This is a genomic window from Pantoea alfalfae (assembly GCF_019880205.1).
Taxonomy (GTDB): domain Bacteria; phylum Pseudomonadota; class Gammaproteobacteria; order Enterobacterales; family Enterobacteriaceae; genus Pantoea; species Pantoea alfalfae.
The window spans coordinates 144,240-165,272 of the sequence record NZ_CP082293.1; the positions used below are offsets into that span (position 1 = coordinate 144,240).

23 protein-coding genes are annotated in these 21,033 nt (G+C 52.0%); 10 read left to right on the forward strand and 13 right to left on the reverse strand.

Features of this window, described 5'->3' with window-relative positions:
* The first annotated feature begins 5 nt into the window (after positions 1-5).
* The 4 genes from K6R05_RS19130 to K6R05_RS19145 are packed head-to-tail and all read left to right on the forward strand — an operon-like array spanning position 6 to position 3,058.
* Positions 6-854, forward strand: a complete 849-nt coding sequence (locus tag K6R05_RS19130; RefSeq protein ID WP_222925522.1) for an ABC transporter substrate-binding protein — start codon at positions 6-8, stop codon at positions 852-854.
* Positions 855-860: 6 nt separating this feature from the next.
* Positions 861-1,586, forward strand: a complete 726-nt coding sequence (locus tag K6R05_RS19135; RefSeq protein ID WP_202605044.1) for an ABC transporter permease — start codon at positions 861-863, stop codon at positions 1,584-1,586.
* A gap of 9 nt (positions 1,587-1,595) precedes the next feature.
* Positions 1,596-2,282: an ABC transporter permease gene (locus tag K6R05_RS19140; protein ID WP_161736099.1), complete on the forward strand. Its 687-nt coding sequence runs from the start codon at positions 1,596-1,598 to the stop codon at positions 2,280-2,282.
* A complete protein-coding gene (locus K6R05_RS19145; protein WP_222925523.1) occupies positions 2,279-3,058 on the forward strand; it encodes an ABC transporter ATP-binding protein in 780 nt (259 codons plus the stop codon). Before K6R05_RS19140 ends, K6R05_RS19145 begins: the two co-directional genes overlap by 4 nt.
* A gap of 64 nt (positions 3,059-3,122) precedes the next feature.
* Here the strand turns inward: K6R05_RS19145 and K6R05_RS19150 are convergent, their stop codons facing one another.
* Entirely contained in the window at positions 3,123-3,716 is a 594-nt protein-coding gene (locus K6R05_RS19150; protein WP_161736100.1) for a TetR/AcrR family transcriptional regulator, read from the reverse strand.
* A 143-nt stretch (positions 3,717-3,859) separates the two neighbouring features.
* On the opposite strand from K6R05_RS19150, the gene K6R05_RS19155 reads away from it, so the two are divergent.
* From K6R05_RS19155 to K6R05_RS19165, 3 genes are all read left to right on the forward strand, one after another.
* Complete coding sequence (locus K6R05_RS19155; RefSeq protein ID WP_161736101.1) at positions 3,860-4,261, forward strand: RidA family protein; 402 nt, start codon at positions 3,860-3,862, stop codon at positions 4,259-4,261.
* 116 nt (positions 4,262-4,377) lie between these two features.
* The gene (locus K6R05_RS19160; RefSeq protein ID WP_222925524.1) at positions 4,378-4,938 is read left to right on the forward strand and encodes a fasciclin domain-containing protein; all 561 of its coding nucleotides are present in this window, start codon (positions 4,378-4,380) and stop codon (positions 4,936-4,938) included.
* Positions 4,939-4,997: 59 nt separating this feature from the next.
* A complete protein-coding gene (locus K6R05_RS19165; RefSeq protein ID WP_222925525.1) occupies positions 4,998-5,579 on the forward strand; it encodes an RNA polymerase sigma factor in 582 nt (193 codons plus the stop codon).
* 197 nt (positions 5,580-5,776) lie between these two features.
* Here the strand turns inward: K6R05_RS19165 and K6R05_RS19170 are convergent, their stop codons facing one another.
* The 3 genes from K6R05_RS19170 to K6R05_RS19180 form a co-directional block, all read right to left on the reverse strand.
* Entirely contained in the window at positions 5,777-7,090 is a 1,314-nt protein-coding gene (locus K6R05_RS19170; protein ID WP_222925526.1) for an NAD(P)/FAD-dependent oxidoreductase, read from the reverse strand.
* 178 nt (positions 7,091-7,268) lie between these two features.
* A complete protein-coding gene (locus K6R05_RS19175) occupies positions 7,269-7,886 on the reverse strand; it encodes a dTMP kinase (RefSeq protein WP_222925527.1) in 618 nt (205 codons plus the stop codon).
* A gap of 363 nt (positions 7,887-8,249) precedes the next feature.
* On the reverse strand, positions 8,250-8,936 hold the full coding sequence (locus tag K6R05_RS19180) for a hypothetical protein (protein ID WP_222925528.1): 687 nt from the start codon (positions 8,934-8,936) through the stop codon (positions 8,250-8,252).
* Between the two features lie 332 nt (positions 8,937-9,268).
* Between K6R05_RS19180 and K6R05_RS19185 the strand changes: the two genes are divergently transcribed.
* Positions 9,269-9,412 carry a hypothetical protein gene (locus K6R05_RS19185; RefSeq protein WP_222925529.1) on the forward strand — a complete coding sequence of 48 codons (144 nt, stop codon included), beginning with the start codon at positions 9,269-9,271 and terminating at the stop codon, positions 9,410-9,412.
* A 184-nt stretch (positions 9,413-9,596) separates the two neighbouring features.
* On the opposite strand, the gene K6R05_RS19190 is transcribed toward K6R05_RS19185, so the two are convergent.
* From K6R05_RS19190 to K6R05_RS19215, 6 genes are all read right to left on the reverse strand, one after another.
* On the reverse strand, positions 9,597-9,863 hold the full coding sequence (locus K6R05_RS19190) for a hypothetical protein (RefSeq protein WP_262390921.1): 267 nt from the start codon (positions 9,861-9,863) through the stop codon (positions 9,597-9,599).
* Between the two features lie 116 nt (positions 9,864-9,979).
* On the reverse strand, positions 9,980-10,402 hold the full coding sequence (locus K6R05_RS19195; RefSeq protein ID WP_202605045.1) for a hypothetical protein: 423 nt from the start codon (positions 10,400-10,402) through the stop codon (positions 9,980-9,982).
* Positions 10,403-10,472: 70 nt separating this feature from the next.
* Positions 10,473-10,805, reverse strand: coding sequence for a hypothetical protein (locus K6R05_RS19200; RefSeq protein ID WP_222925530.1), 333 nt, complete (start codon positions 10,803-10,805; stop codon positions 10,473-10,475).
* A 791-nt stretch (positions 10,806-11,596) separates the two neighbouring features.
* Positions 11,597-12,145 carry a GNAT family N-acetyltransferase gene (locus K6R05_RS19205; RefSeq protein ID WP_161736109.1) on the reverse strand — a complete coding sequence of 183 codons (549 nt, stop codon included), beginning with the start codon at positions 12,143-12,145 and terminating at the stop codon, positions 11,597-11,599.
* Between the two features lie 350 nt (positions 12,146-12,495).
* Positions 12,496-13,032, reverse strand: coding sequence for a GDYXXLXY domain-containing protein (locus K6R05_RS19210; protein WP_222925531.1), 537 nt, complete (start codon positions 13,030-13,032; stop codon positions 12,496-12,498).
* Complete coding sequence (locus K6R05_RS19215) at positions 13,019-15,229, reverse strand: DUF4401 domain-containing protein (RefSeq protein WP_222925532.1); 2,211 nt, start codon at positions 15,227-15,229, stop codon at positions 13,019-13,021. The genes K6R05_RS19210 and K6R05_RS19215 overlap by 14 nt, the downstream gene beginning before the upstream one ends.
* Before the next feature lie 377 nt (positions 15,230-15,606).
* Here K6R05_RS19215 and K6R05_RS19220 point away from each other — a divergent pair, with 377 nt between their 5' ends.
* Positions 15,607-16,965: an esterase-like activity of phytase family protein gene (locus tag K6R05_RS19220; protein ID WP_222925533.1), complete on the forward strand. Its 1,359-nt coding sequence runs from the start codon at positions 15,607-15,609 to the stop codon at positions 16,963-16,965.
* A 203-nt stretch (positions 16,966-17,168) separates the two neighbouring features.
* On the forward strand, positions 17,169-17,621 hold the full coding sequence (locus K6R05_RS19225; protein ID WP_222925534.1) for an acyltransferase: 453 nt from the start codon (positions 17,169-17,171) through the stop codon (positions 17,619-17,621).
* Positions 17,622-17,740: 119 nt separating this feature from the next.
* On the opposite strand, the gene K6R05_RS19230 is transcribed toward K6R05_RS19225, so the two are convergent.
* From K6R05_RS19230 to K6R05_RS19240, 3 genes are all read right to left on the reverse strand, one after another.
* Positions 17,741-18,229, reverse strand: a complete 489-nt coding sequence (locus tag K6R05_RS19230) for a DinB family protein (protein ID WP_222925535.1) — start codon at positions 18,227-18,229, stop codon at positions 17,741-17,743.
* Positions 18,230-18,395: 166 nt separating this feature from the next.
* Positions 18,396-18,992: a glutathione S-transferase family protein gene (locus K6R05_RS19235; RefSeq protein ID WP_222925536.1), complete on the reverse strand. Its 597-nt coding sequence runs from the start codon at positions 18,990-18,992 to the stop codon at positions 18,396-18,398.
* 136 nt (positions 18,993-19,128) lie between these two features.
* Positions 19,129-20,769, reverse strand: a complete 1,641-nt coding sequence (locus tag K6R05_RS19240; protein ID WP_222925537.1) for a methyl-accepting chemotaxis protein — start codon at positions 20,767-20,769, stop codon at positions 19,129-19,131.
* Between the last annotated feature and the right edge of the window lie 264 nt (positions 20,770-21,033).

Below are 21,033 nucleotides of genomic sequence, written 5' to 3' on the forward strand. Positions count from 1 at the left end.
TTTATATGATGATGCGTAACCGCCTGTTCACGGCTTCTCTGACCGTCGCGCTGCTCGCCACTTCCGCGTTCAGCCAGGCGAAAGATTTCGGCACCCTGAAGTTTGCGACTGAAGCGGCTTATCCTCCGTTCAACCAGACCACACCGAGCGGCAAAATCGTCGGCTATGAGCCGGATATGGTGGCGGAACTGGCTAAACGTGCTGGCTTTAAATATGAAATCATCGCCCAGAAATGGTCGGGCATGATCCCAGGTCTTATCGACGGTAAATATGATGCGGTGATCGATGCGGTGACCGTAACGCCAAAACGTGCTGAAGCGATCGATTTTACCCATCAGTACACCGTCAGCGTCTCCAGCTTTGTGACTGCGAAAAAAAGCCCGCTGGCCACGCTGCCAGGCAGCGGCACGATTGTGACGGCGAATGATGACGCCGGCATGAAAAAAGCAATCGACGATCTGAAAACCACGTTCAAAGGCAAAACCATTGCGGTGCAGGTCGCCACCATTCAGGCGGATTTCCTTCAAAAATACCTGGGCGATGTTGCCACTATCCGCACCTATCAGGCGGGTCCTGAAACCTTCGCCGACCTGATGAATGGCCGGGTGGATGCCGTCATGGCGTCTCGTACCAACCTCAACGCCTTTGTGAAAAAACATGCTGAGTCGATCAGCAGCAGCGGCTATGGCTTCTCCGGTGGCGTGCTGGGCGCAGGCTCGGCGATTGGTCTGCGTAAAGGCAACAGTGAGCTGCAGCAGGTGCTGAATCAGGCGCTGGACGCCATGATCAAAGATGGGACGCTGAGCAAACTGTCGATCAAATGGTTTGGCGAAGATGTCGCGCCGAAAGCGTAACCGCTGATGCTGATGAATATTGACTGGCAGATACTGGGCTTCGGGGATGAGGGCTGGGGTGGCGTGCTGCTTAATGCCGCCGCCGTTACCGTCAGCGTATCGATATGCGCCTGGCTGCTGGGTGCGTTGCTGGGCAGCGTGCTCTGCTGGATACAGATTGCCGGTTCGCGCTGGCAGCAGCGACTGGCGGCAGGCTATATCACACTGTTTCGCGGCGTGCCGGAACTGCTGGTGATCTACCTCTTCTACTTCGGTGGACGACAGGTGGTCTCCACCGTGGGCACCGCGCTGGGCTTCCAGGGACCGTTCGATGTGAACGGCTTTGTGGCGGGCGCGATTGCCATCGGGCTGATCTCTGGTGCCTATCAGAGCGGGGTATTCCGTGGCGCCTTCTACGCCATTCCCGGCGGAACGCTGGAAGCGGCGACCGTGACCGGCATGGGGCGGCTGATGATGTTTCGCCGCATTATCGTGCCGCAGGCGTTACGCACTGCGCTGCCCGGCATGGGCAACCAGTGGCAATCGGTGATCAAAGAGTCGGCGCTGGTCTCGGTCACCGGACTGGTGGAAACGATGAACCAGGTCTCCACCGCAGCCAACTCCACCCAGATGTCCTTTTTCTTCTACAGCGTGGGTGCGGTGATCTACCTGATTATCACCACCTGTTCCGATATGGTTTTCCGCTACGTGGAAAAGTTTGCGATGCGCGGTCAACAGCGCGTGAAGGGATAAGGAGTCCACGTGGATATCATGTTTTTACAGCAGACGCTGCTGGCGCTGCTGAAAGGATTGCCGCTGACCATCAACCTGGCGCTGCTCTCACTGTCTGGCGGCGGCGTGCTGGCGCTGCTGCTTAACCTGCTGCGCATGACGCGTGTCGGCAGCGTTTTCTGTCGCTTCTACGTCTGGCTGTTTCGTGGTACGCCGCTGCTGATACAGATCTTTATGGTCTATTACGGTCTTGGCAGTTTACCGGCGGTGCGGGAAAGCCTGTTCTGGCCGCTGCTGCGCGATCCCTACTGGTGCGGCTTGCTGGCGCTGATTCTGAATGATGCCGCCTACACCTCGGAGATCCTGCGCGGCGGGCTGCGTGCCGTCAGTCAGCAGTCGCTGGAGGCCGCTAAAGTCTCGGGCATGTCGTCGTATAAAATCTTTACTCGCATCACTTTACCGATTGCGATTCGGCAGGCATTGCCGGCTTACAGCAATGAGATCATCTCGATGATCAAAGCGACGTCGCTGGTCAGCACTATCAGCCTGATGGAGATGACTGGCATTGCCGACTCGATAGTCTCTTCCACTTTCCGGGCGCTGGAGGTGTTCCTGAGCGCAGCGGTGATCTATCTGATACTCACCATGCTGGTCAGCAAAGGCGTATCGATGCTGGAACGACGCTTATCACCTTACTATTTTGGAGCACGCTCATGACCGCACCCACCATCATGCTGAGTCATCTCAGAAAGAGTTATGCGGGACACGAAGTGCTGCACGACATCAGCCTGACTGCGCAGGATGGCGATGTGATTTCGCTGATCGGTGCCAGCGGCTCAGGCAAAAGTACGCTGCTACGCTGCATTCCGTTTCTTGAAGTGCCACAGGCAGGCGAAATTGCGGTCGGCGAGGTGAACGTCACGCTGGATAACGCCGACGAAAAACTGAGCCGCGAGCAGCGCCGTCGCATCAAGCTGATGCGAATGCAGCTCGGCTTTGTATTTCAGAGCTTCAACCTGTGGCCGCATAAAACGGTGATGCAGAACATCATTGAAGCACCGGTTCATGTGCAGAAGCGCAGCCATAAAGAGGCAATTGAAGAAGCAGAAGCGCTGCTCCATAAAGTGGGACTCTATGCAAAACGCGACGCCTGGCCGTCGCAGCTTTCCGGCGGACAGCAGCAGCGCGTGGCGATTGCCCGGGCGCTGGCGCAGCAGCCGAAAGCGATCCTGTTTGATGAGCCGACCTCTGCGCTGGATCCGGAGCTGGTGGGTGAAGTACTGCGGGTGATCCGCAGTCTGGCAGAAGAAGGGCGCACCATGATTATCGTGACTCATGAAATGGGCTTTGCGCGTGACGTATCGAACAAAGCGGTGTTTCTGCATCAGGGGATGATTGAGGAGTCGGGCTCACCGGAACAGGTGTTCCTCGATCCGATCTCGCCGCGCTGTCGTTCCTTTGTGAACAGCCACTTTGAGCGCAATGCAGGCTAAAGCAACCGGGATGATGCAATCTGGCTTCAGCACTGATGGCTATTGTTTGAAGCCATGTTCAGGATTAATCACTCTGGCGCAGGCCGCCCGTCAGCTGGATAAACACCTCGATCATCTTCGGCAGTGCCTTTTCCGGGTCACGGCTGGAGCCGACCCAGAGTGCGGCATTCAGCGCTGCGCTGTTCAGCAGATGCGCGGCGGCATCGGCGTCTACCGGCTTGATCGTTCCGCTTTCGATCAGCTTCACAATCGTTTCGCGCGTGGCTGCCAGACAGCTGTTCTGGCTGGGCCAATGCGCGGGATCGCCCAGAAACGCCGGGCCATCGCGCAGCACAATACGCTGCACTTCGGCCTCCATGGCTAACTGAATATAGGCAATGCCTTCTGCCACCAGCTTCTCCCACTCATCTGCCACGCCAGATGCGGCTGCTTTAGCCCGCTGCGCCATCTCACCATCAACCTGTGCCACGACCGCTGCCAGCAGCCCTTTTTTATCGCCGAAATTATGGTAAAGCGCACCACGGGTCAGGCCAACGCTGGACGTCAGTTCATCCATTGATGCTGCCGCAAACCCTTTTTCAGCAAATGCGGTGCGCGCCGCTGCAATCAGCTTTGCACGGTTCTCTTCCATTGTTTCAGCGCGACGTTTAGCGGCCATGAGATCTCCTTTCACATACGGCTCGTATATCATTTGACATACGCAGCGTATGTGTGATTAATATGACATACGCCGCGTATATTAAATCATTCCTGTGTACGCCGCATCCTGCTTTGCCGACTGGCGTTATGAAAGGAACCACTATGATTACGCGCGAAACTGTTTTTCCCGCTGACCGCCATGCCCTTTATCAGCAGCATGGTTATTCTGCTGCCATCCGATCAGGCGATCTGCTGTTTGTCTCCGGTCAGGTGGGCAGCCGTGCTGACGGCACGCCCGAACCCGATTTTCCTGCTCAGGTTGAACGGGCGTTTGAAAATCTGGCGGCAACACTCGCTGCAGCAGGCTGCACTTTTGACGACCTGGTCGATGTCACCACGTTCCACACTGATCCGGAGAACCAGTTTGAAACCATCATGCAGGTGAAGCAGTCCATTTTTCCGCAACCGCCTTACCCTAACTGGACCGCGGTGGGGGTCACCTGGCTGGCGGGATTTGATTTTGAAATCAAGGTGATTGCCCGCATTCCGGCACAACAAAAATAATCCGGTGATGCCGCAAGAAAATAATTAAAATTTTTTGCATCCGTTTTCTTCACTCATTCGTATTAACAGATGAGGGCACATCGGCCCTGTCTGCAAACTCAATGAGGGAAGTGAAAATGAAACCATTCCTGCCAACTCTGCTTTTTTCTGCATTAGTTTTCAGCGGTGCAACCTATTCCGCATCCATGGACAGCGATACGGTCATGGTTGGTGGCGCTGCCATGTACCCGTCAAAAAATATTGTTGAGAATGCTGTTAACTCGAAAGATCACACCACGCTGGTCGCGGCGGTTAAGGCCGCCGGTCTGGGTCCTACACTTGAAGGGAAGGGGCCATTTACCGTTTTCGCGCCGACCAATGCCGCCTTTGCAAAATTGCCGCAGGGCACCGTCGACTCTCTGCTTAAGCCAGAGAGCAAACAGAAGCTCACCAGCGTTCTGACCTATCACGTGGTCGCAGGAAAACGGGACATGAAAGCACTGGAGAAAAAAATCAAAGCGGGTGGAGGCAAAGCGGAGCTGAAAACGGTAAATGGCGCATCCCTGCGGGTGATGGCAAACGGCCCGCACAACATTCAGCTTAAAGATGCTCAGGGCAATGTCGCTAACATTACCACTTATGATGTGAATCAGAGTAACGGCGTCATCGACGTTATCGATACCGTGCTGATGCCGTAAAGCGTTACTTATACTGTGTAGCCACTGATACTGTGGCTACATCTTTAACAGGGAAGCCGATGACAAAAACTGTGCCTCAAATTCAGGCTGACTTAATGAACCAGATTGCCTGCGGCGATAAATCTGCGCTGGCGCAGCTCTATCATGTCCTCTCTCCCCGGCTTTACGGCATTATTCTGCGTATGGTCAGACGGCGCGACTGGGCAGAAGAGATCCTTCACGACACCTTTATTCAAATCTGGCAGTCGGCAAACGACTACGACCACAAGCGCAGTCAACCGCTGATCTGGCTCAGTCACATAGCAAGAAACAGAGCGATCGATTTTCTGCGCAAACACGAGAACAGATGCTGTTCGATTGAGGAAATTAGCGAAGCTGAAGCGGGTTTTCAGCGTTCACATCTATCTGACGAAAGTCCTGCTGAAGCGCGCCGCCTTCAGCACTGTATGGCGCAGTTACCGTCAGAACAGCGACAAAGCCTTTTGCTCGCCTATTATCGTGGCCTGTCACAGAGTGAGATCGCACTTTCCATGAGACAGCCCGAAGGCACGGTAAAAAGCTGGATACGTCGCGCGTTAACCCATATTCGGGGGTTTTGGCCTGGAACTGGGACTTATGATACTTCCTGGCGCAATATGTAAACGTGCAAGTTTATAAACTACCAGTGCAGGAATAAACATCCTGCACACACTGGCGTGAGCAGGAAAATTGATCATATGTTCTTTATTGCGCTTCTTTTGCAGAAAGCGATTAATAAAGTCGCGCCATCATGCATGTCATCAATCACCACTTCAGTAATAAATGCCGGAACGTCTTTTATGGTTACTCTTTCTGACAATCAAACCTCTTTACGGCCCAGATACCGCTCTTTCATCAGCGACAATTTAATGCCGATATCCAGCGCTGGCGAGGGTGGCATGATATTGGCTTTGCCCAGCGACAGCATATCTGCAATATGCGGGTTATCCTGTTTCATCATGAAATCCGCCAGCAGCGTGCCTGCCACGGTCTGCTTTGAAATGCCTGCGCCGTTACAGCCGCACGCCGTGCAAATAAATTTGTTCAGCATACCCCATTCCGGCGCGCCGTTACGCGTGACGCTGATGGTGCCAGACCAGGTATGGGTTATCTTCACACTGCCCAGCGTTGGATAGACTTTCTTAAATAAGTGCTCATGCAGCTGGGTCGCCTCATAAGTCCGGGCCGCATTTACCTGCCCCCTGAGCGCGGGTATGACATGCTGGCGAATCAGGAAACGGCGATCTGAGGTAAAACGAAAGGTCGCTCCGGCAATGGCGTTAACCGGCGTGAGTCCCCAGCTCTGCATGGGGGGCAGGGTAGCCAGTTGTTCGTCCGTCAATGGATCGGTGATGCTGGCGAAGGTAGCCATGGCAGCCTGACGCGAAAGTCCCGGACGCAGCTCTGGTGATAGTGCATTGGTGGCCAGCATCACTTTTGGCGATTTAATCACCCCAAAAGGTGTCAGCACTTCAGCCGTGCTGCCGTAACAGATCCCCAGCACGGGTGTGTTATCGAAGCGCTGAACATTCTCAGGTAAACACGCTTTCAGGCCAGCAATCAGCTGTGCTGGATTAACCAGCACGCAGCCCGGTGTATAAATCCCTTTGCTGTAAAAGCGCGTACCGAGTTTATCGTACAGCTCCTCACTGTCTGACATCTGCCACGGCTCGTTCATCAGATCGAGATGGCTGGCATATTCCTTTAAAATAGCGTCGTTACCACGTTCAGCCTGACAGTGATATTTACCGACCTGTTCCCAGTCGCACTGAAGATGATGCTGGGAAATAACCTGCTCCAGCTGACGAATGCCTTCCTGAAGCAAATTCCGGTATGCGTTTGCCTTCTTTAATTCGGCAGTTGAGCTGCCAATATTATGCGGCAGGCCGATAACGAAGCCGGAATTACGTGCCGATGCGCTTTGCTGTGTGCTATGAGCTTCGACGATAATGATTTTCAGGTTCGGATTAATGTCTGCAAGGCGGCGCGCAAAGGCGACGCCTGCAAATCCTGCCCCGACGATGACCCAGTCTGCAGTGATATCGCCCTGCAACGCAGGCTGTGGCGGAAAACTGTGCTCACCCGCAGGCCAGCCCGGTTGATTATGATTGAATGGTATCGATGCGTAGCGCAATTCCCTATGCCTTATATGAAAAATAAAGCAATTTTATAGGGGAAAGCGGGATGTCTGTGCCAGCGGTAATCTGACTAATCTTGATTTCAGACAAGTAAAATAAAGTGTTTTTTTCTGCACAACCCGGTGTGCACGGATTTGCCGAGAGGAGAGGATAACGCGCCCACAGATTTGCTCTTCAGGACCGAAAAATCACGCTGTGAATTTCAGCCACCACCTGTAACGTTGCCTCTTGAATGCTCCCTTCATTGTGACATAAAAACCAGCCGTTGCTGGCAACTTCCTGCTCAAACGCGCGGGTGCAGGCGATATGTTCTTCCAGGCGGTGAATTACCGTACTTCCCAGGCCACGCGATCGTGCTGCGGCTCTTTCCCAGGAAATTTCCGGCGCAGTGACCACCCCGACATGCAGATCTGGCGTGCGGACGTTGTGCTCACGGTTTAGCTGCAGAACCTCTGTAAAAGGAATCATCCGTCGAAACGCGGCATCTGATGGATACCAGCGATCCATCAGGATAACGCTGTTTTGCGGCTGTTTAGCCAGTACGTTCTGTGAAATCCAGGCACGGCTGACAGCAAAACGCTGACAGATTTCCCCTTCCAGATCTGCTGAGGGATCTCTGGCAAGCCGGTTAACCAGCGCCATGGATTCTGCCCTGAAAGGATCGCTCTTTCTCTCGCTGAGTCGGATCACTTTCATGTTGTCTGCCCTCAGCACTTGCGTGATGGCTTCCAGCAATGTGGTCTTGCCAGCGCCCTTCGGCCCATCCAGAGAAACAAACAGTTGACGATTCATGACTGGAGTGACGATAGAGTCAGGATTTCAGTAAAACGTACATTTGCCAAAAGCATGTTATTTCCTGGTGTGAGAAGCGGATAGTGTCTTAAACCGTGGGCCATCTTTGCGAGAACAAAATGGAGGAGTATTCACAGACAATAATGGATACGATAAACGGCTCTGCCTGGCAGGCCTTATCATCCTATTTTCGGATGCATGGAGTAAAACCTGCGTCCTGTAGTTTACGGGAACAGCCTGGAAAACAGAAAGTTCCTGATTTAGTCTGCTGACGGAGGGTTTGAGAGAGAAACGGACCTGAACGCATGCGACGCTCATGTAAACGCAGGACAAAAATCGTTTCTGACAGGGAATCGCATCGCATCAGTTAATCCGTAACGGGTAACATTTTGTCCAGTTGTAGTTGATCTTTGCCAGCGTCAGTTCTCCGGCGACATCCCCAAAATCAACGGTCTGACGTTCCAGAAAATAGCGACGTAAGGTCACGGGTAAAAAAGCCGCGTTGTAGCGCAGCAGGGTGCTGTGCCAGAAGGGGGCCGGTAAAGGGCTGCCGGAATGACGCATCAGCAGCTCATGTTTCCAGTCAGAATCGAGCACTTTTTCGCAGAATGACTGGCGCATGGCTACGGCAGGACTTTCAGGGATCCCTGCGAGCAACAACTGACCGGGCAACGCAACGAGCCGGAGATTCCTGATAACGATTTTCTTCGCATCAAGTCCGGTCCAGATAGCCGTCAGCTGATCCACCTTTTCGGGCAACGACGCGTTTTCGTGATAGAGCGGCAGGGTCAGAGGTAAAAAGGTAAAATGAAAACCGTCTGCTGGCAGAACATCGGCTAGTGGATCATCTCTGGTGAGTTGCTGCAGTTCACACAGCAGACGTGTGACATCAGAGGATAGAGACGGCTGTATGCCTGCTGCGAGAGCGAATTTTACCGGATCGTAGTAGTTCCCTTGCCTGATATCGCCAATGCCTGCATTTTCTCCCCATATCGCAACGGTATTCTCATTTGCAGAACGGTAGATGTTGTGCAGATTCATCGATTTCATATCAGCCCTTTTGCCATTTAAATCTGTTTGTCGCTAAGGATATTTCTGACTAACGTTTCAGGCTACCTGATTAATCTTTAAGTGATCATTTGGACATTAAAAAAAAATGTGAAAGGTTAATTCAGTGCGGATCTCATCCGAGGTGTCTCTGTGGCTCATCGCGCACGTTTAACAAGGTGCTAAACGTGCGCCTCGGCCTTGTAGCGGACAGTGGTAATTTTTGCAGACTGGTAGGTAATCTGACGCAAAAAGGCATTCGAAACATAATGCAGTATCAGCTTTTAACACGCCAAAATTCCAGAATTTCCCTGGTAGCCAGGTGTACATGGGAAATGGCTGGACAGCCATTATGGCGACTCGGGGCAGAGGCCGGTTTTCAGTCAAAGGAATCGACAGGGATGATGCACGAACTGGAACGCTGGATGGTGCCGGATAAGCTGCCATTGCTCAGGCTGGCACAATCCGGTGTTTTTTAGGGAGGTTTGGCATTTGCCTGAGCTGGCAACTCCATCAGCTTTTGCAGTTCAGGTCCTGCAGCACGACGTATCAGCATTGTTGTACTGTCTGTTTAGTCTGCAGGCATGAGGCCGCCGGAGTAATCAATCTCCGGCAGACCGCGTTAACAGCATACGGATAATTACTTAGATGCCCTGGTTCCGCTCATCCCGGGAGAACCATCATGTCCTCCCTGACTCCCGCCGCTGCCACCCTGACCGCCGACGCCGCCTGGAGCGGCATCGCCGCCGTTTCCGCCATTACCTGATCCGTCACCATTACCTCCGTTTCCACCATTTCCGCCGTTTTCCCCCCCATTACCGCCGTCGCCGCCATCTCCGTTGCTGCCAGAACCGGCATTCCCTCCGTCTCCCCCGTTTCCATCACCGCCATCGTCGCCACCATCACCACCGTCACCGCCGTTTCCACCATCCGAAATCAATGATAAAGAAGCAGAAAATGGGCTCGGGTATGCCGAAGATGCATAACCGTAATGTGTTAAAACCGCCAGCAGCAGAGTGGAGCACCGTAGTAAGGTTCGGCATCGTTTACAGATGTTGTGACGGGTCATTGTTACCTCCATCACCGCCAGCCCCGCCGGGGGCGTTATCTGTTGATCCGCCATCACCACCGTTTCCACCATTGGCGCTACCGGGTGTACTTTTATGATGTTTATGGTGCTTGTGACGGGTTTCAGTCCCGGCGCCTGCGCCGTTCCCCCCATTTCCGCCGTTACCACCTGCAGCAGAACCGTTACCGCCATTACCTCCGTTCAGACAACCGGTGCCTGGTACGCCATTTTTACCATTTTCTCCGTTGGGTGAAGTGGCGTTCCCATTCTGTCCATTCTGACTTTCACAGTCAGACAGCTGGATAGCGCCCTGCGGCAGTGTCTGACTGAAGACTGGAAGGGAAAAAAGAAGTCCTGCCGAAAGCGGTATGAGAATCAGAGTGTTGAGCAGCTTTGACATAAAAGTTCCATCCTTTAATTAATAGCCGCCTTCCGGAGGCGACCATTTTTAGTAAGATTTAACAGCCTGATTACGCACCGCCGCCGTCACCACCACCATCACCGCCGTCACCACCGCCGGAACCATTGCCGTTAGCTGAGCCGTTGCCAGTGCCGTTACCATTACCGTTGTCGTTCCCGTTACCGCTGCCGCTGTTATTACCGCCATCTCCGCCCGGGCCACCTGGAGAATTGGCTCCAGAGCCGCCGTCACCGCCGTCACCACCATTCGCATCGCTAATAAGTACGAAGGTATGGGAGAGGAGGTCAGTAAGCGGTTCGTTAATTAACGGTGCGGCGACAGAAATTCGCGCCGCAGAGAGAACAAAAAGACCTAAAGCAAGAGTTAGTTTTTTGTGTCTCATAATCCATCCTTAAAGGTAAGAAATACATGAGATAATCGCGGCCCATCCCGTCAGTAATGAGCCCTTTGATTAAAGGTAAATTCATTAAAAATTAAAATCACAGGAGTGTAATGAAACGTATATCGGTGTCTTAGGATGTTTTCATTTGAATTTGAGCGGAGACATCGGAGGTGTTAATTCTTTGTCAGGTCATTGAGTGTATATAAAATTTAAGGCTAATAATTAATCTGCTAATGGTTTGCTCTTTTCATGAACATACACACATTACACTCTTATTAAAGTGGTTTTCTATCAACAAAAAAAAGTGGCGTATATAAATTTAAGAAAAAAGGCGAAAATGTCATTTCTGTATAATTATGCTGACTATTAAGAGGGATGTTCTGATGGATATTATTTAACGATTCTGAACTAACTTTAGCGAACCTTTGAAATACAGATATTTCAGGAGGTACTGCCAGAACAGCTACAGACGAGACCTTAACAGCTAAGGAAACTGCTCAATATCGTTCGGCTGCAAAACAGTAATGCTGTGAGAGCGTTCAGTGTGCGGCCGGTTAATAGTTCGCGGTAGCTTCTCAAACAACCAACTGCCGGAACATGGCCCCCTTCAGCTCCCCGGCGTTGCCGGGTCGTCGAGCTCCACTGCGCTAACCGGCAGTGCCGCTAAGCTCTGCCGAACCGCTAAGCGTTCCGGGCCTGACGGCCAGGGTCTGATGGCGAAAGGCAGGGTTAGCCTCAGCAGCCTGCTTACCGTGCGTAATGAGCGGAAAGCGGACTTTGTATTACCGGTATCATTGAACTCTTAGAGCATTCCACTCATCGCGGGTGATTTCCCAAAGCTCAGAATCCAGAAGGCCGCTGACATACTCCTTCTTGACAGTTTTGATAAGCCGCATTCCGCTAGTGACCGAAATACGCTGAGAGCGGCGGTTAAGGGCTGCTTTAGGTGCGCGTAACACCGGTTTATTCAACACATTGAACCAGTAATCTGTAGCCGCAATACTAGCCTCACGCATATAGCCCTGACCCTGATATTCCGGTGCGAGCCAGAATCCACGATTGTTATCTTCTTCATCGTAAAGACAGATCAAGCCCATAACTTTATCTGGTATCTCACGATTTCTGATAGTCCAGAACCATGCAATTCCTTTCGCCATGTCAGGCAGAGCAACGTTATTGACGTAATTTTCTGCACCATTCTCTGGATAAGGCCAGGGGACCGATGCCACCATATAGCAGACTATTTCCCAGCGGGGATAAAGCGTCTGGATCTGCTTAGCATCTTCGGCGACTAATGGTTTTAAAAGCAACCGATCTGTTGTAAGTGTGGGGGTTAGCATAGGCAGTTATCCTTACTGGTTAATAAATTCCTGATCAGATTCTGTTTACCTTACGAAAAATATGCACATACCGTCATCTGTTACATCATGCAAAGATGGTATTACGGCTTCAGCGTCCGCTTCTGGCACATAGCGGGCATTCAATTCTCCCATTGTTAGCAGCATGGCGCTTTGAAAGCGTATTGCCCGTTTTTCAGCTGAGGCTATGACGGGTTAAGCTAACCAGGCCAGAACGATGGTCGAAGGCTTGCGAAGGCATCGTGATGCGCTGTTACAGAAACCCTTTTAGTAAAAGCTATCAAGGCCGTCTGCCAGCCTGTTTTGTGCTGTTCAGCGAGCGTCTTGCATAGCTAAGGCTGAATCACCTTTCCCTGTTCATCAAGCAGATCCGTCAGAAGTGCTGTGCCGTCGCTCCCCACGCGAAATGCCCCGTATCGTGCCTGCGTGAAACGCTCGCCATGACCTTCCTGAAAGAAATAAGCGTTGGTGCCGACGGTCAGCGAGCCGGAGTGTTGATGGTATTTTACCCGTAGCTGATTCGTCTGTAGCGGCTCACCCTGATCAAACCGGGCCTGAGTTGCATGACGCTGCGCATCGAGGTCCACAATCAGAGTTCCGCTGGTGGGCAGGCATGGCGCTGACCGGGTTGCGCCGCAGGCCACCGCCTGTTGATACAGGTTCTGCTCCAGCGGTCGGGTGAGGGCATAATTCAGCGCCATGTAATCACCCTGCATCAGGGAGCGCGGGTCAACCGGCGCAAGGGGTAATATCATGACCGCGCCCTGTTTCAGCAACTGCTCTTTTTGCCAGATGCTGACATTAACGGTCACCAGCGCCAGCGCTATCACCGCGCCTGTCAGCCATCGGCTCTTTTTACGCGTTCTCACTCGTACCTCCGATCTGTGCGGGTAACACTTTTGTGACGACCCACGCCAGCCCCAGCAAAATCAGACCACCAGCCAGCAGCAACAGCGCTTTATGCAGCAGCAGCACTTCCAGGAAGTAATACCAGCCAATGACATACAGCACCATGAACCCGCCACTGACCACCAGCAATCCCGGACTTCCCTGATAACGTGCCATCAGAATTAACCACAATCCCAGCCCGATACCCGGCGCATAAAGGGCGGCAGCCCCGCAGATAACGGCGGCGGGCAGCGTGATGATCGAAAACAGCGGCTGACTGCTCTTTTTCTGACTGAGCGCACTCAGCACTAAGCCTGCCGCAATACCGGTGCCTGTCGCAGGCTGAAGCATAGAAAACTGCGCAGAAGACCAGAGTAAATTCATGAGAACCGCCGCGTTTATGCCGAGTGAACTCAGCACCATCAGACCCGCCGGGATGCCATACAGCAGGGGATGCACGGCGTCAGCATAGGGTCCTGCCAGTAATCTCAGTTGATGACTGACAATCCACAGCCACAAAAACATCACCGCTGCCACCAGCAGGGAAACAGCAACGCGGCCTGCCGTTGGCGACAGGTAGAGCAGGGAAAGTAAATAGCCCGCCAGCACCAGAAAAAAAGTCAGGGCAGTGATGGCCATAAATCGGTAAGTGCTGTCAGGCATCGCCACCGCCATCGCCGCGAGAATCGGTAATGCGCACAGTGAGCTCAGCATCATAAAGCTGACGTCATCGCTCTGGATTTGTAACACAACGCCGATAACCAGCCCACACGTCGCCGCAATGGCCCATGCCAGCCCAAGGTGATACTTACCGTCACGATCGCTGCGTAACAGGCCGCGGGCAATCACGGCGAGGACCAGTGAAGGCACGATAAGGGTCACAGCATTCGGGTCGTCGAGCAGGTCAGTGCTATAGAGCACCAGCGCCATCAGTAACAGAGTGATGAGCGCGGCGACCCAGCCTCCGACGCTCAGCGCCAGCCTCAGATACCAGGGCAGATTGGATGCGTGACCGCGTTGCTGAATCTCCCTAATCTGTGCGTCGCTCAGCAGGCCCTGATGACGCAGGGCATCTTCCAGGAAGGTCAGCCTGGCCGGAGCCTGATCGAGCGGTCCCTTTTCAGCCAGTTTGCGCTGCCACTTCAGCAGGATCGAACCATTTGCCGCCACCCAGAAAATCATCAGGACGCCGGTCAGATACAGGTCAGCCGTAACATAGGCCACAAGGAATAACTGCATGATCAGTGCGCAGCCCACAATCGTCAGACTGGCGATGCCCAGCGTCAGCATACAGAGATCAACATGGCGATAACGGTACAGGTAATAGCCTGCCAGCAGGGTGGCCACCCAGCCGCCCGTGACTAACGTAAAGTGGTTAGCACCGTGCCCGTCAGAGATATTTCCGGCCACGATGGCGGTCAGCAGCAGCAGTAAAAATCCGGCCATGACGCGTGAGAACCAGCGGCTTGCCAGCCAGCTCTCAGGATGATGCGTTATTGCCCGACAGGCCAGAACTTCCCTGATAATCAGGCAGGCTGCCAGCAGCGCCAGATAGACGTGCAGCACTGTCGTCGGGAGCCAGAAGAAGCTGTCAGACACGGCGAGCTCCAGCAGTGACGTCGGCAACGTGGCGGTGTAATAGAGCTGGAACGCCAGGTTAGCGACCAGCCAGCTGCAAAACCACAGGCTGTTTTGCCGGGCAATCAGCGCCAGCGGCAGAAGAATGCATAACCAGGCCCGGAATAGCTCCCAGCTATCCGCACCCGTCTGATAAATCTGTCCGTAAAGCGCAAAGAGAGCACCGAAACTTAATCCTGCTGCCAGCAATGCGCTGCGTGCCAGCGTGCTGTACCAGCGCCACCAGACCACTACCGCCAGCGCGACGATCAGCAGTTCGGTCAGGGCGAATTTCGCCATCTTCGGCAGCCAGGCCCAGTTCCAGGCAATAAAAAATACCGACCCGGCAACCAGTGACAGCAACCCCAGAAAGCTAAGCACCGGGATAAGAAACTGACGCCATTGCGCATGTGACGGCCTGATACCACAGAAAACGAAGATGCGCTGGCAGGTTTCCGGGCTCAGTCTTCCGACGTTGACCAGACCAGCAATCTGACGGCAAAGATAGGCTGCCGTTCGTGATGGCATCCCGGTTATTCCATCAGGTGCAATCTCCCTCATACATTCTCTGCCTCTGTTTGCGGTGTGAGTTTGATGACGATAACCACGATTCTTCCCTGCGCTCACGCTTTGCTGAGCGGCCGATAATTTTGCTGAACAAATGTAAACATCTTTTGCGGGATATAACAGTGTCAATCTAATACGAGGGGGGAACGCTGCGCGATCCGCCACACTCTTTTGAATATGAGCATCGCTGACCAGAGCACCTGCGTTTACTGATGTCATAATCCTGATCGTTTTGTCTGAACAGACAGGTCCATCCCACTGAGCTCACGGGAAAATAATCACTCTGTTAACCGCCAATGTTTCCCGGTGATTTCATTTTTCTGTCACTTTTATTCTTTAGGCTCGTGGCTTTCCTTAACGGATATAAAAATATGAAAATAAAAGCGATTTCTCTGCTTATCGGTTGCGCACTCTCTTTATCAACATTAGCGGCACAGCCGAAAGTTGAAAGCGACGTCGTCAGTTTCCCTGAAGGAACGCGCGTGAGCTACAACGGGGCATTCGCCAGCGCATTTCCTCAGGGTCTGCCGGTGGGTATTGGTTCCGGTTTGCTGTTTACCGGTAAGCAGGGGGAGGCGCTGACCTTTGTTACCGTCACCGATCGCGGACCCAATGCCGACTCACCTGATGTCGGTAAGAAAGAATCAAAAATATTCGTCACGCCGGACTTCGCTCCACTGCTGATGAATATTCGGGTGCAGAAGGGCAAAGCCGAGGCCACGGATGCCCGACCATTGCATGACGATAAGGGCAATATAAACGGCTTGCCGTTGCAGGATGGCGTCATTGGATCAACTAATGAAGTCGCGCTAAGCGATACGCTGAAAGCGCTGCAGGGTGACAACCGTGGTCTGGATACAGAAGGCATTACGCCGGATGGCAAGGGCGGATACTGGCTATGCGATGAGTATGGTCCGTTCCTGATTAATGTAGATGAGCGCGGTAAAATCCTGGCCATTCACGGGCCGCAGGCAGCCGAAGGGGAGAAATCCATCGCAGGCGGTCTGCCGAACATACTCAAATGGCGTCAGCCAAACCGTGGCTTTGAGGGGATCACCCGCATGCCCGATGGGCGTATCATTGCCGCGGTGCAGAGCACGCTTAATATCGACGGTAAAAGCAAAAAGCAGGCGCGCTTTACCCGCCTGGTGAGTTTCGATCCGGCGACCGGGAAAACCGCGATGTATGGTTACCCTATCGACAGCGAGGCTTACAGTAAAAACAGTGACGCAAAAATTGGCGATATCGTGGCGATCGACAATCAGCATATCCTGCTGATAGAACAGGGCACCGATAAAAACGATGCGATGCGCAACCTTGTCTATAAGGTGGATCTTAGCCCGGCTACCGAGCTTTCAGCATTTGATAAGCCCGGTGAATACCCGGAGTTTGACGACGAGAAAACGCTGCTGAAACGCGGCATTAAGTTTGCCGCTAAAAAGCGGGTGGTTGATTTACGTCAGCTCGGCTGGCAGCAGGAGAAAGCCGAAGGGCTGGCGCTGATCGACGATAAAACGCTGGCGATCACTAATGATAATGACTTTGGCGTGAAAGCGGTGATGCAGGATCCGGTTGAAGGTAAGAAGCGTAAGGATTATCGGGTGACGGAGCAGGGGACGCTTAAGGTTGATGACAAGCCGGTTGCCACGACCATTAGCCTGAAGCCACTGAAGAAACCGGAGTCGGACAGTGAGTTGTGGGTTGTTACGCTGGCGGAATCGCTAAAATAAGATTCAAAGGAGTAAAGCGTTAACGTTCGTTTTTGGCACAAAGCGGACAGATGCGCATGTTAATGTCCGCTTTGTGCCAGAAGCGGACATTGCGATCATCATGGTGCGTGAATGAGTGAAAGCAGGTTAATTTGGGCACCTGGTGAAGCTAAAAACCTATTCAAGCTTTTAGCCGAATCATCTCGAGGAAGGATACAGCTCATATGAAGGTTATTGAAAGTGGCATTCGTGACGTAAAACAAGGTGAAAATGTGAAAGTAATCACGCCGGTAAACATCTATGAGTGTCAACTGGGCGATGATGTTTTTGTAGGGCCATTTGTAGAGATACAAAAAGGATGCGTTATAGGCGACAGAACCCGAGTACAGTCTCACACTTTTATCTGTGAGAATGTTACCTTGGGTAAGGACTGTTTTATAGGCCATGGCGTAACCTTTGCTAACGACCTGTTCAAGAATGGCGGTCCTGATGCTTCTGCAGAAAGCTGGATACATATCGTATTAGGTAACGCGATAACCGTGGGGAGCGGAGCAACTATCTTAACAACTGACATTTGCAGTGGTGCGGTGATTGGTGCAGGTAGCGTGGTTACAAAGCCTGTGCTAATTAAAGGGGTGTATGCTGGCAATCCAGCCAGACTTTTGAGAGAGCTCTAAGCATTGTCTCTGAAAATTTTTAGCCCAAACTTATCGCCATCGCAGGTCGTTAAGGTAGGCTTCTCGCCAAAGCGGCCCTCAAAGCCGCTGGATAGGTGATGGGCTGAGGAACTTATCTGTCAGTGATTATGATCCCTCAGAAAAACTGTCAGCACATCTTTCGGCGGAACACCTTCGCACTCAGAAATTAACCAGCCTACAGCCCCACGGTGATAAGTTCCATGAAAAAGCATGTGATTTAGCATATCTGTAGCAGTCATTTCTCCCTCACCACCATCGACAAAGCTGAACTTAATAGTTTCTCTTAAATCAGCAGGAGACATTGAGCTTACGCGCCGGATATACCAGTTTGTACAGTCGTCCATTTCGATCTCAAGCTCATCTACTGAGGGTGTTTCAGGGGTGTTCAGGGCAGTGTAACCATGCTGCTGACCCGAAATATTTGCTCTAAAAATCATGTCTACCACATGAATATGGTTCATCAGTCTTAGCATCAGATGACGCTTTTCTGCATAAGCAGATTCGCTGATACCTTTAACTGCTTTTAGCGTTTCAGCGTCAATCCAGCGCTTGAATTTCAAGAGTATAACCAGTGTGCTCTTGTCCATGAATTTTTTCCTGATTTGCCAGTTTCGATAGCATATCAATTATGTAGGTTATGTAGCAGGGGTTCTAATTCAAAAAGTATAAGCATAAACAAGGTCTGCTCTGTGCCAGAAGCGGACGTTGCGCTTTTTACTGCCGTGAATGCATCTCAATGATATTACAAACTCGTTAGAGATTATTCATTTCCTGAGCTTTCACGAATGCTGGTCGGCTCATGGCTCTGGCTATGTAACTGTCCGTTTCTTTGTCAATTTCTAATCCGCATAGTTTTGCCCATAGCAACGAATGAGAGAGGAAAATGTCGGCCAGAGTAAAATTGTCCCCGGCGATCCAGGTATGGGACGGATTGAAGCGGATCCGGGAGATGACCTTGGTTGCTTCGTCTCTAAGGGAATTCATTAAGTCAGTGGATCGTTGGTTTTCTGGAATGAATACATTTTGTTTCAGTAAACTCCAGACCGGCGCTTCTAAGTCGGTGAGACTAAAGCTCAACCACGCATTAACGGAGGCTTTTTCTTCAGGATTTGCGGGGTAAAGAGTACCATTTTGATGTTTTTCACACAGGTAAATACATATAGCTAAGGTTTCACTGATTGATATTTTTCCGTCAACCAAAAAAGGTACTTTTCCAAAAGGATGGGGGGATTTCACATCAGATGTTGGATTAAAAAGCTCTACTCTGATGGTATCGTAAGTTGCCCCAATTTCTTCAAGCGCCCAAAGCACCCTAAGGGATCTGCTTTTTGGGTAGGTATAGATTTTCAACTCAAAACTCCTTTTTTATGAGCAGTCTTTATAGAATAAGTGTTGAGTTAATGTCAAAAAGTCCGCTTTTCGCTCTTAGCAGCCATTTTTGATAACCGCGCATGACAAATGCGCGGTATCTCAGTCAGAAATGCGTCTAGCCTTCAGCGCCACTTGCCTGGCGGTTTTTGGCTAAATCAGTCTGGAATGCCGGTCTGGCAGCAGTTGCAGTTACTTTAACAGAAACAGGTGCTGCCTGGTTGCTAAGACTGAACACGGAAACAGCCTGGAGTAGCAGTTCAGCTTGCTCCCTGAGACTTGCAGCTGCAGAGGCGGACTCCTCAACCAGAGAAGCATTCTGCTGCGTGGCGCTATCCATTTCTGTTACCGCAATTCCCACCTGTTCAATGCCGCGGGCCTGCTCCGCGCTGGCTGACGTGATTTCCTCTACCGTATCCGTGAGCTTCCCGACCGCAGACTGGATATCCGACATGGTTTCAGAAGCGTGAACGACGAGTTGATTACCCTGTTCAACGCTGTGCGCGTTTGCCTCAATAAGCTGGCGTATCTCGCCGGCAGCTGTGGCACTGCGCTGTGCCAGTGACCTGACTTCACTTGCCACGACGGCAAATCCGCGACCGTGTTCACCCGCGCGGGCAGCTTCGACGGCCGCATTCAGTGCAAGAATGTTAGTCTGGAAGGCTATCCCATCAATTACGGCCGTGATTTCGGAAATGCGATCAGAACTTTCGCTGATGGATTTCATTGTGCCGGTAATGGCACCCGTCGCGCTGCTGCCCTTACTGGCCACATCACGCACGCTGACCGCCAGCTGAACCGCCTGGCGGGCGTTGTTCGCATTGTTTTTCACGGTCATGCCAAGCTGCGTCATTGTTGCAGCAGTCTGCTCCAGCGCGCTGGCCTGCTCTTCGGTCCTCTGTGAAAGGTCAGCATTCCCATGCGCAATCTGGGAACTGGCTGAGGCGACGTTTTCTGCATTGTTTCGCACCTGGCTGACGGTGTTAATCAGCGAGTCCTGCATGTCACGGATGGCTGACAGCAGAATGCCTGTTTCATCTTTATGGCCAGTGAGAATGGTACCGCTGAGGTCACCGCGTGACACACGCCCTGCGGCTTCTACTGCTTCCTGAAGAGGACGTGTGATACTCCGGGAGATAATCAGGGCAGAAATGGCCGCCAGCAGAACAGCAACAACACCGGCGGCAATAAGAATTGTCAAAGCTTCCGACCGGTCATTGTGCGCCTGTGCAGCAGAACTACTCATGCGCATTTCCTGGTGGCTCTGCAGCTCTTTGATTGAAGCCATGAAGTCACTCTGTGACTTATAACGCGGCCCAAAGAGCAGTTGTGTGGCTTCATCACTCTTCCCCTGCTGCGCGAGCGCAACTACTTCATCAATAAATGGCAGAAAAACTTTAGCCCGGGCTTTAACAAGGGAGAATATTTCTATGCCCTGTGGTGAACTGACCTGTTTAGTGAGGAGTGCCATCAGACTGTCAACCGCATCCCTTTCGCTGCGGTAATCCTGGATGGCTTTGTTTCTCAGCGACCCGTCCTTGAGGAGAATGGCATTTCTTGCAAGACGGCCTATGTCTGACGTGTAGAAGCGAAGCGATTGGGAAGCGGCAGCTTTACTGTAAGTGCTGCCTGATATCTCATCGTTAGCATTGCCAAGCGAGTTGATTTTATCGATGCCAATCAGCACCATAAGCACGACCAGTAGCGCCATGAAGCCAAAAGCGATACCAAGTCTGATTCCAATTCTTATGTTTTTCATATTCTTTCTCTGTTAAATAAATCGGTTCTGATGAGGTCAAACAAAGGTTTATTAGAACGTTCTCCTGCTCAGCAGGAAAATATCTGAGCGATGCACTGTGACGCATCGCTTCACTTAAAAACGAAGTCATTATTATCAGCGTCGATCAAAAAAATATCGGGTATGCTCTCCACGAAGCTTATGTTCGTCCGGGCAATTCGCGTACGAGAAGCATCATATCTGTCCTTCAATTGCCTCTCGGTATGCTTTATTTGGAAACCACAG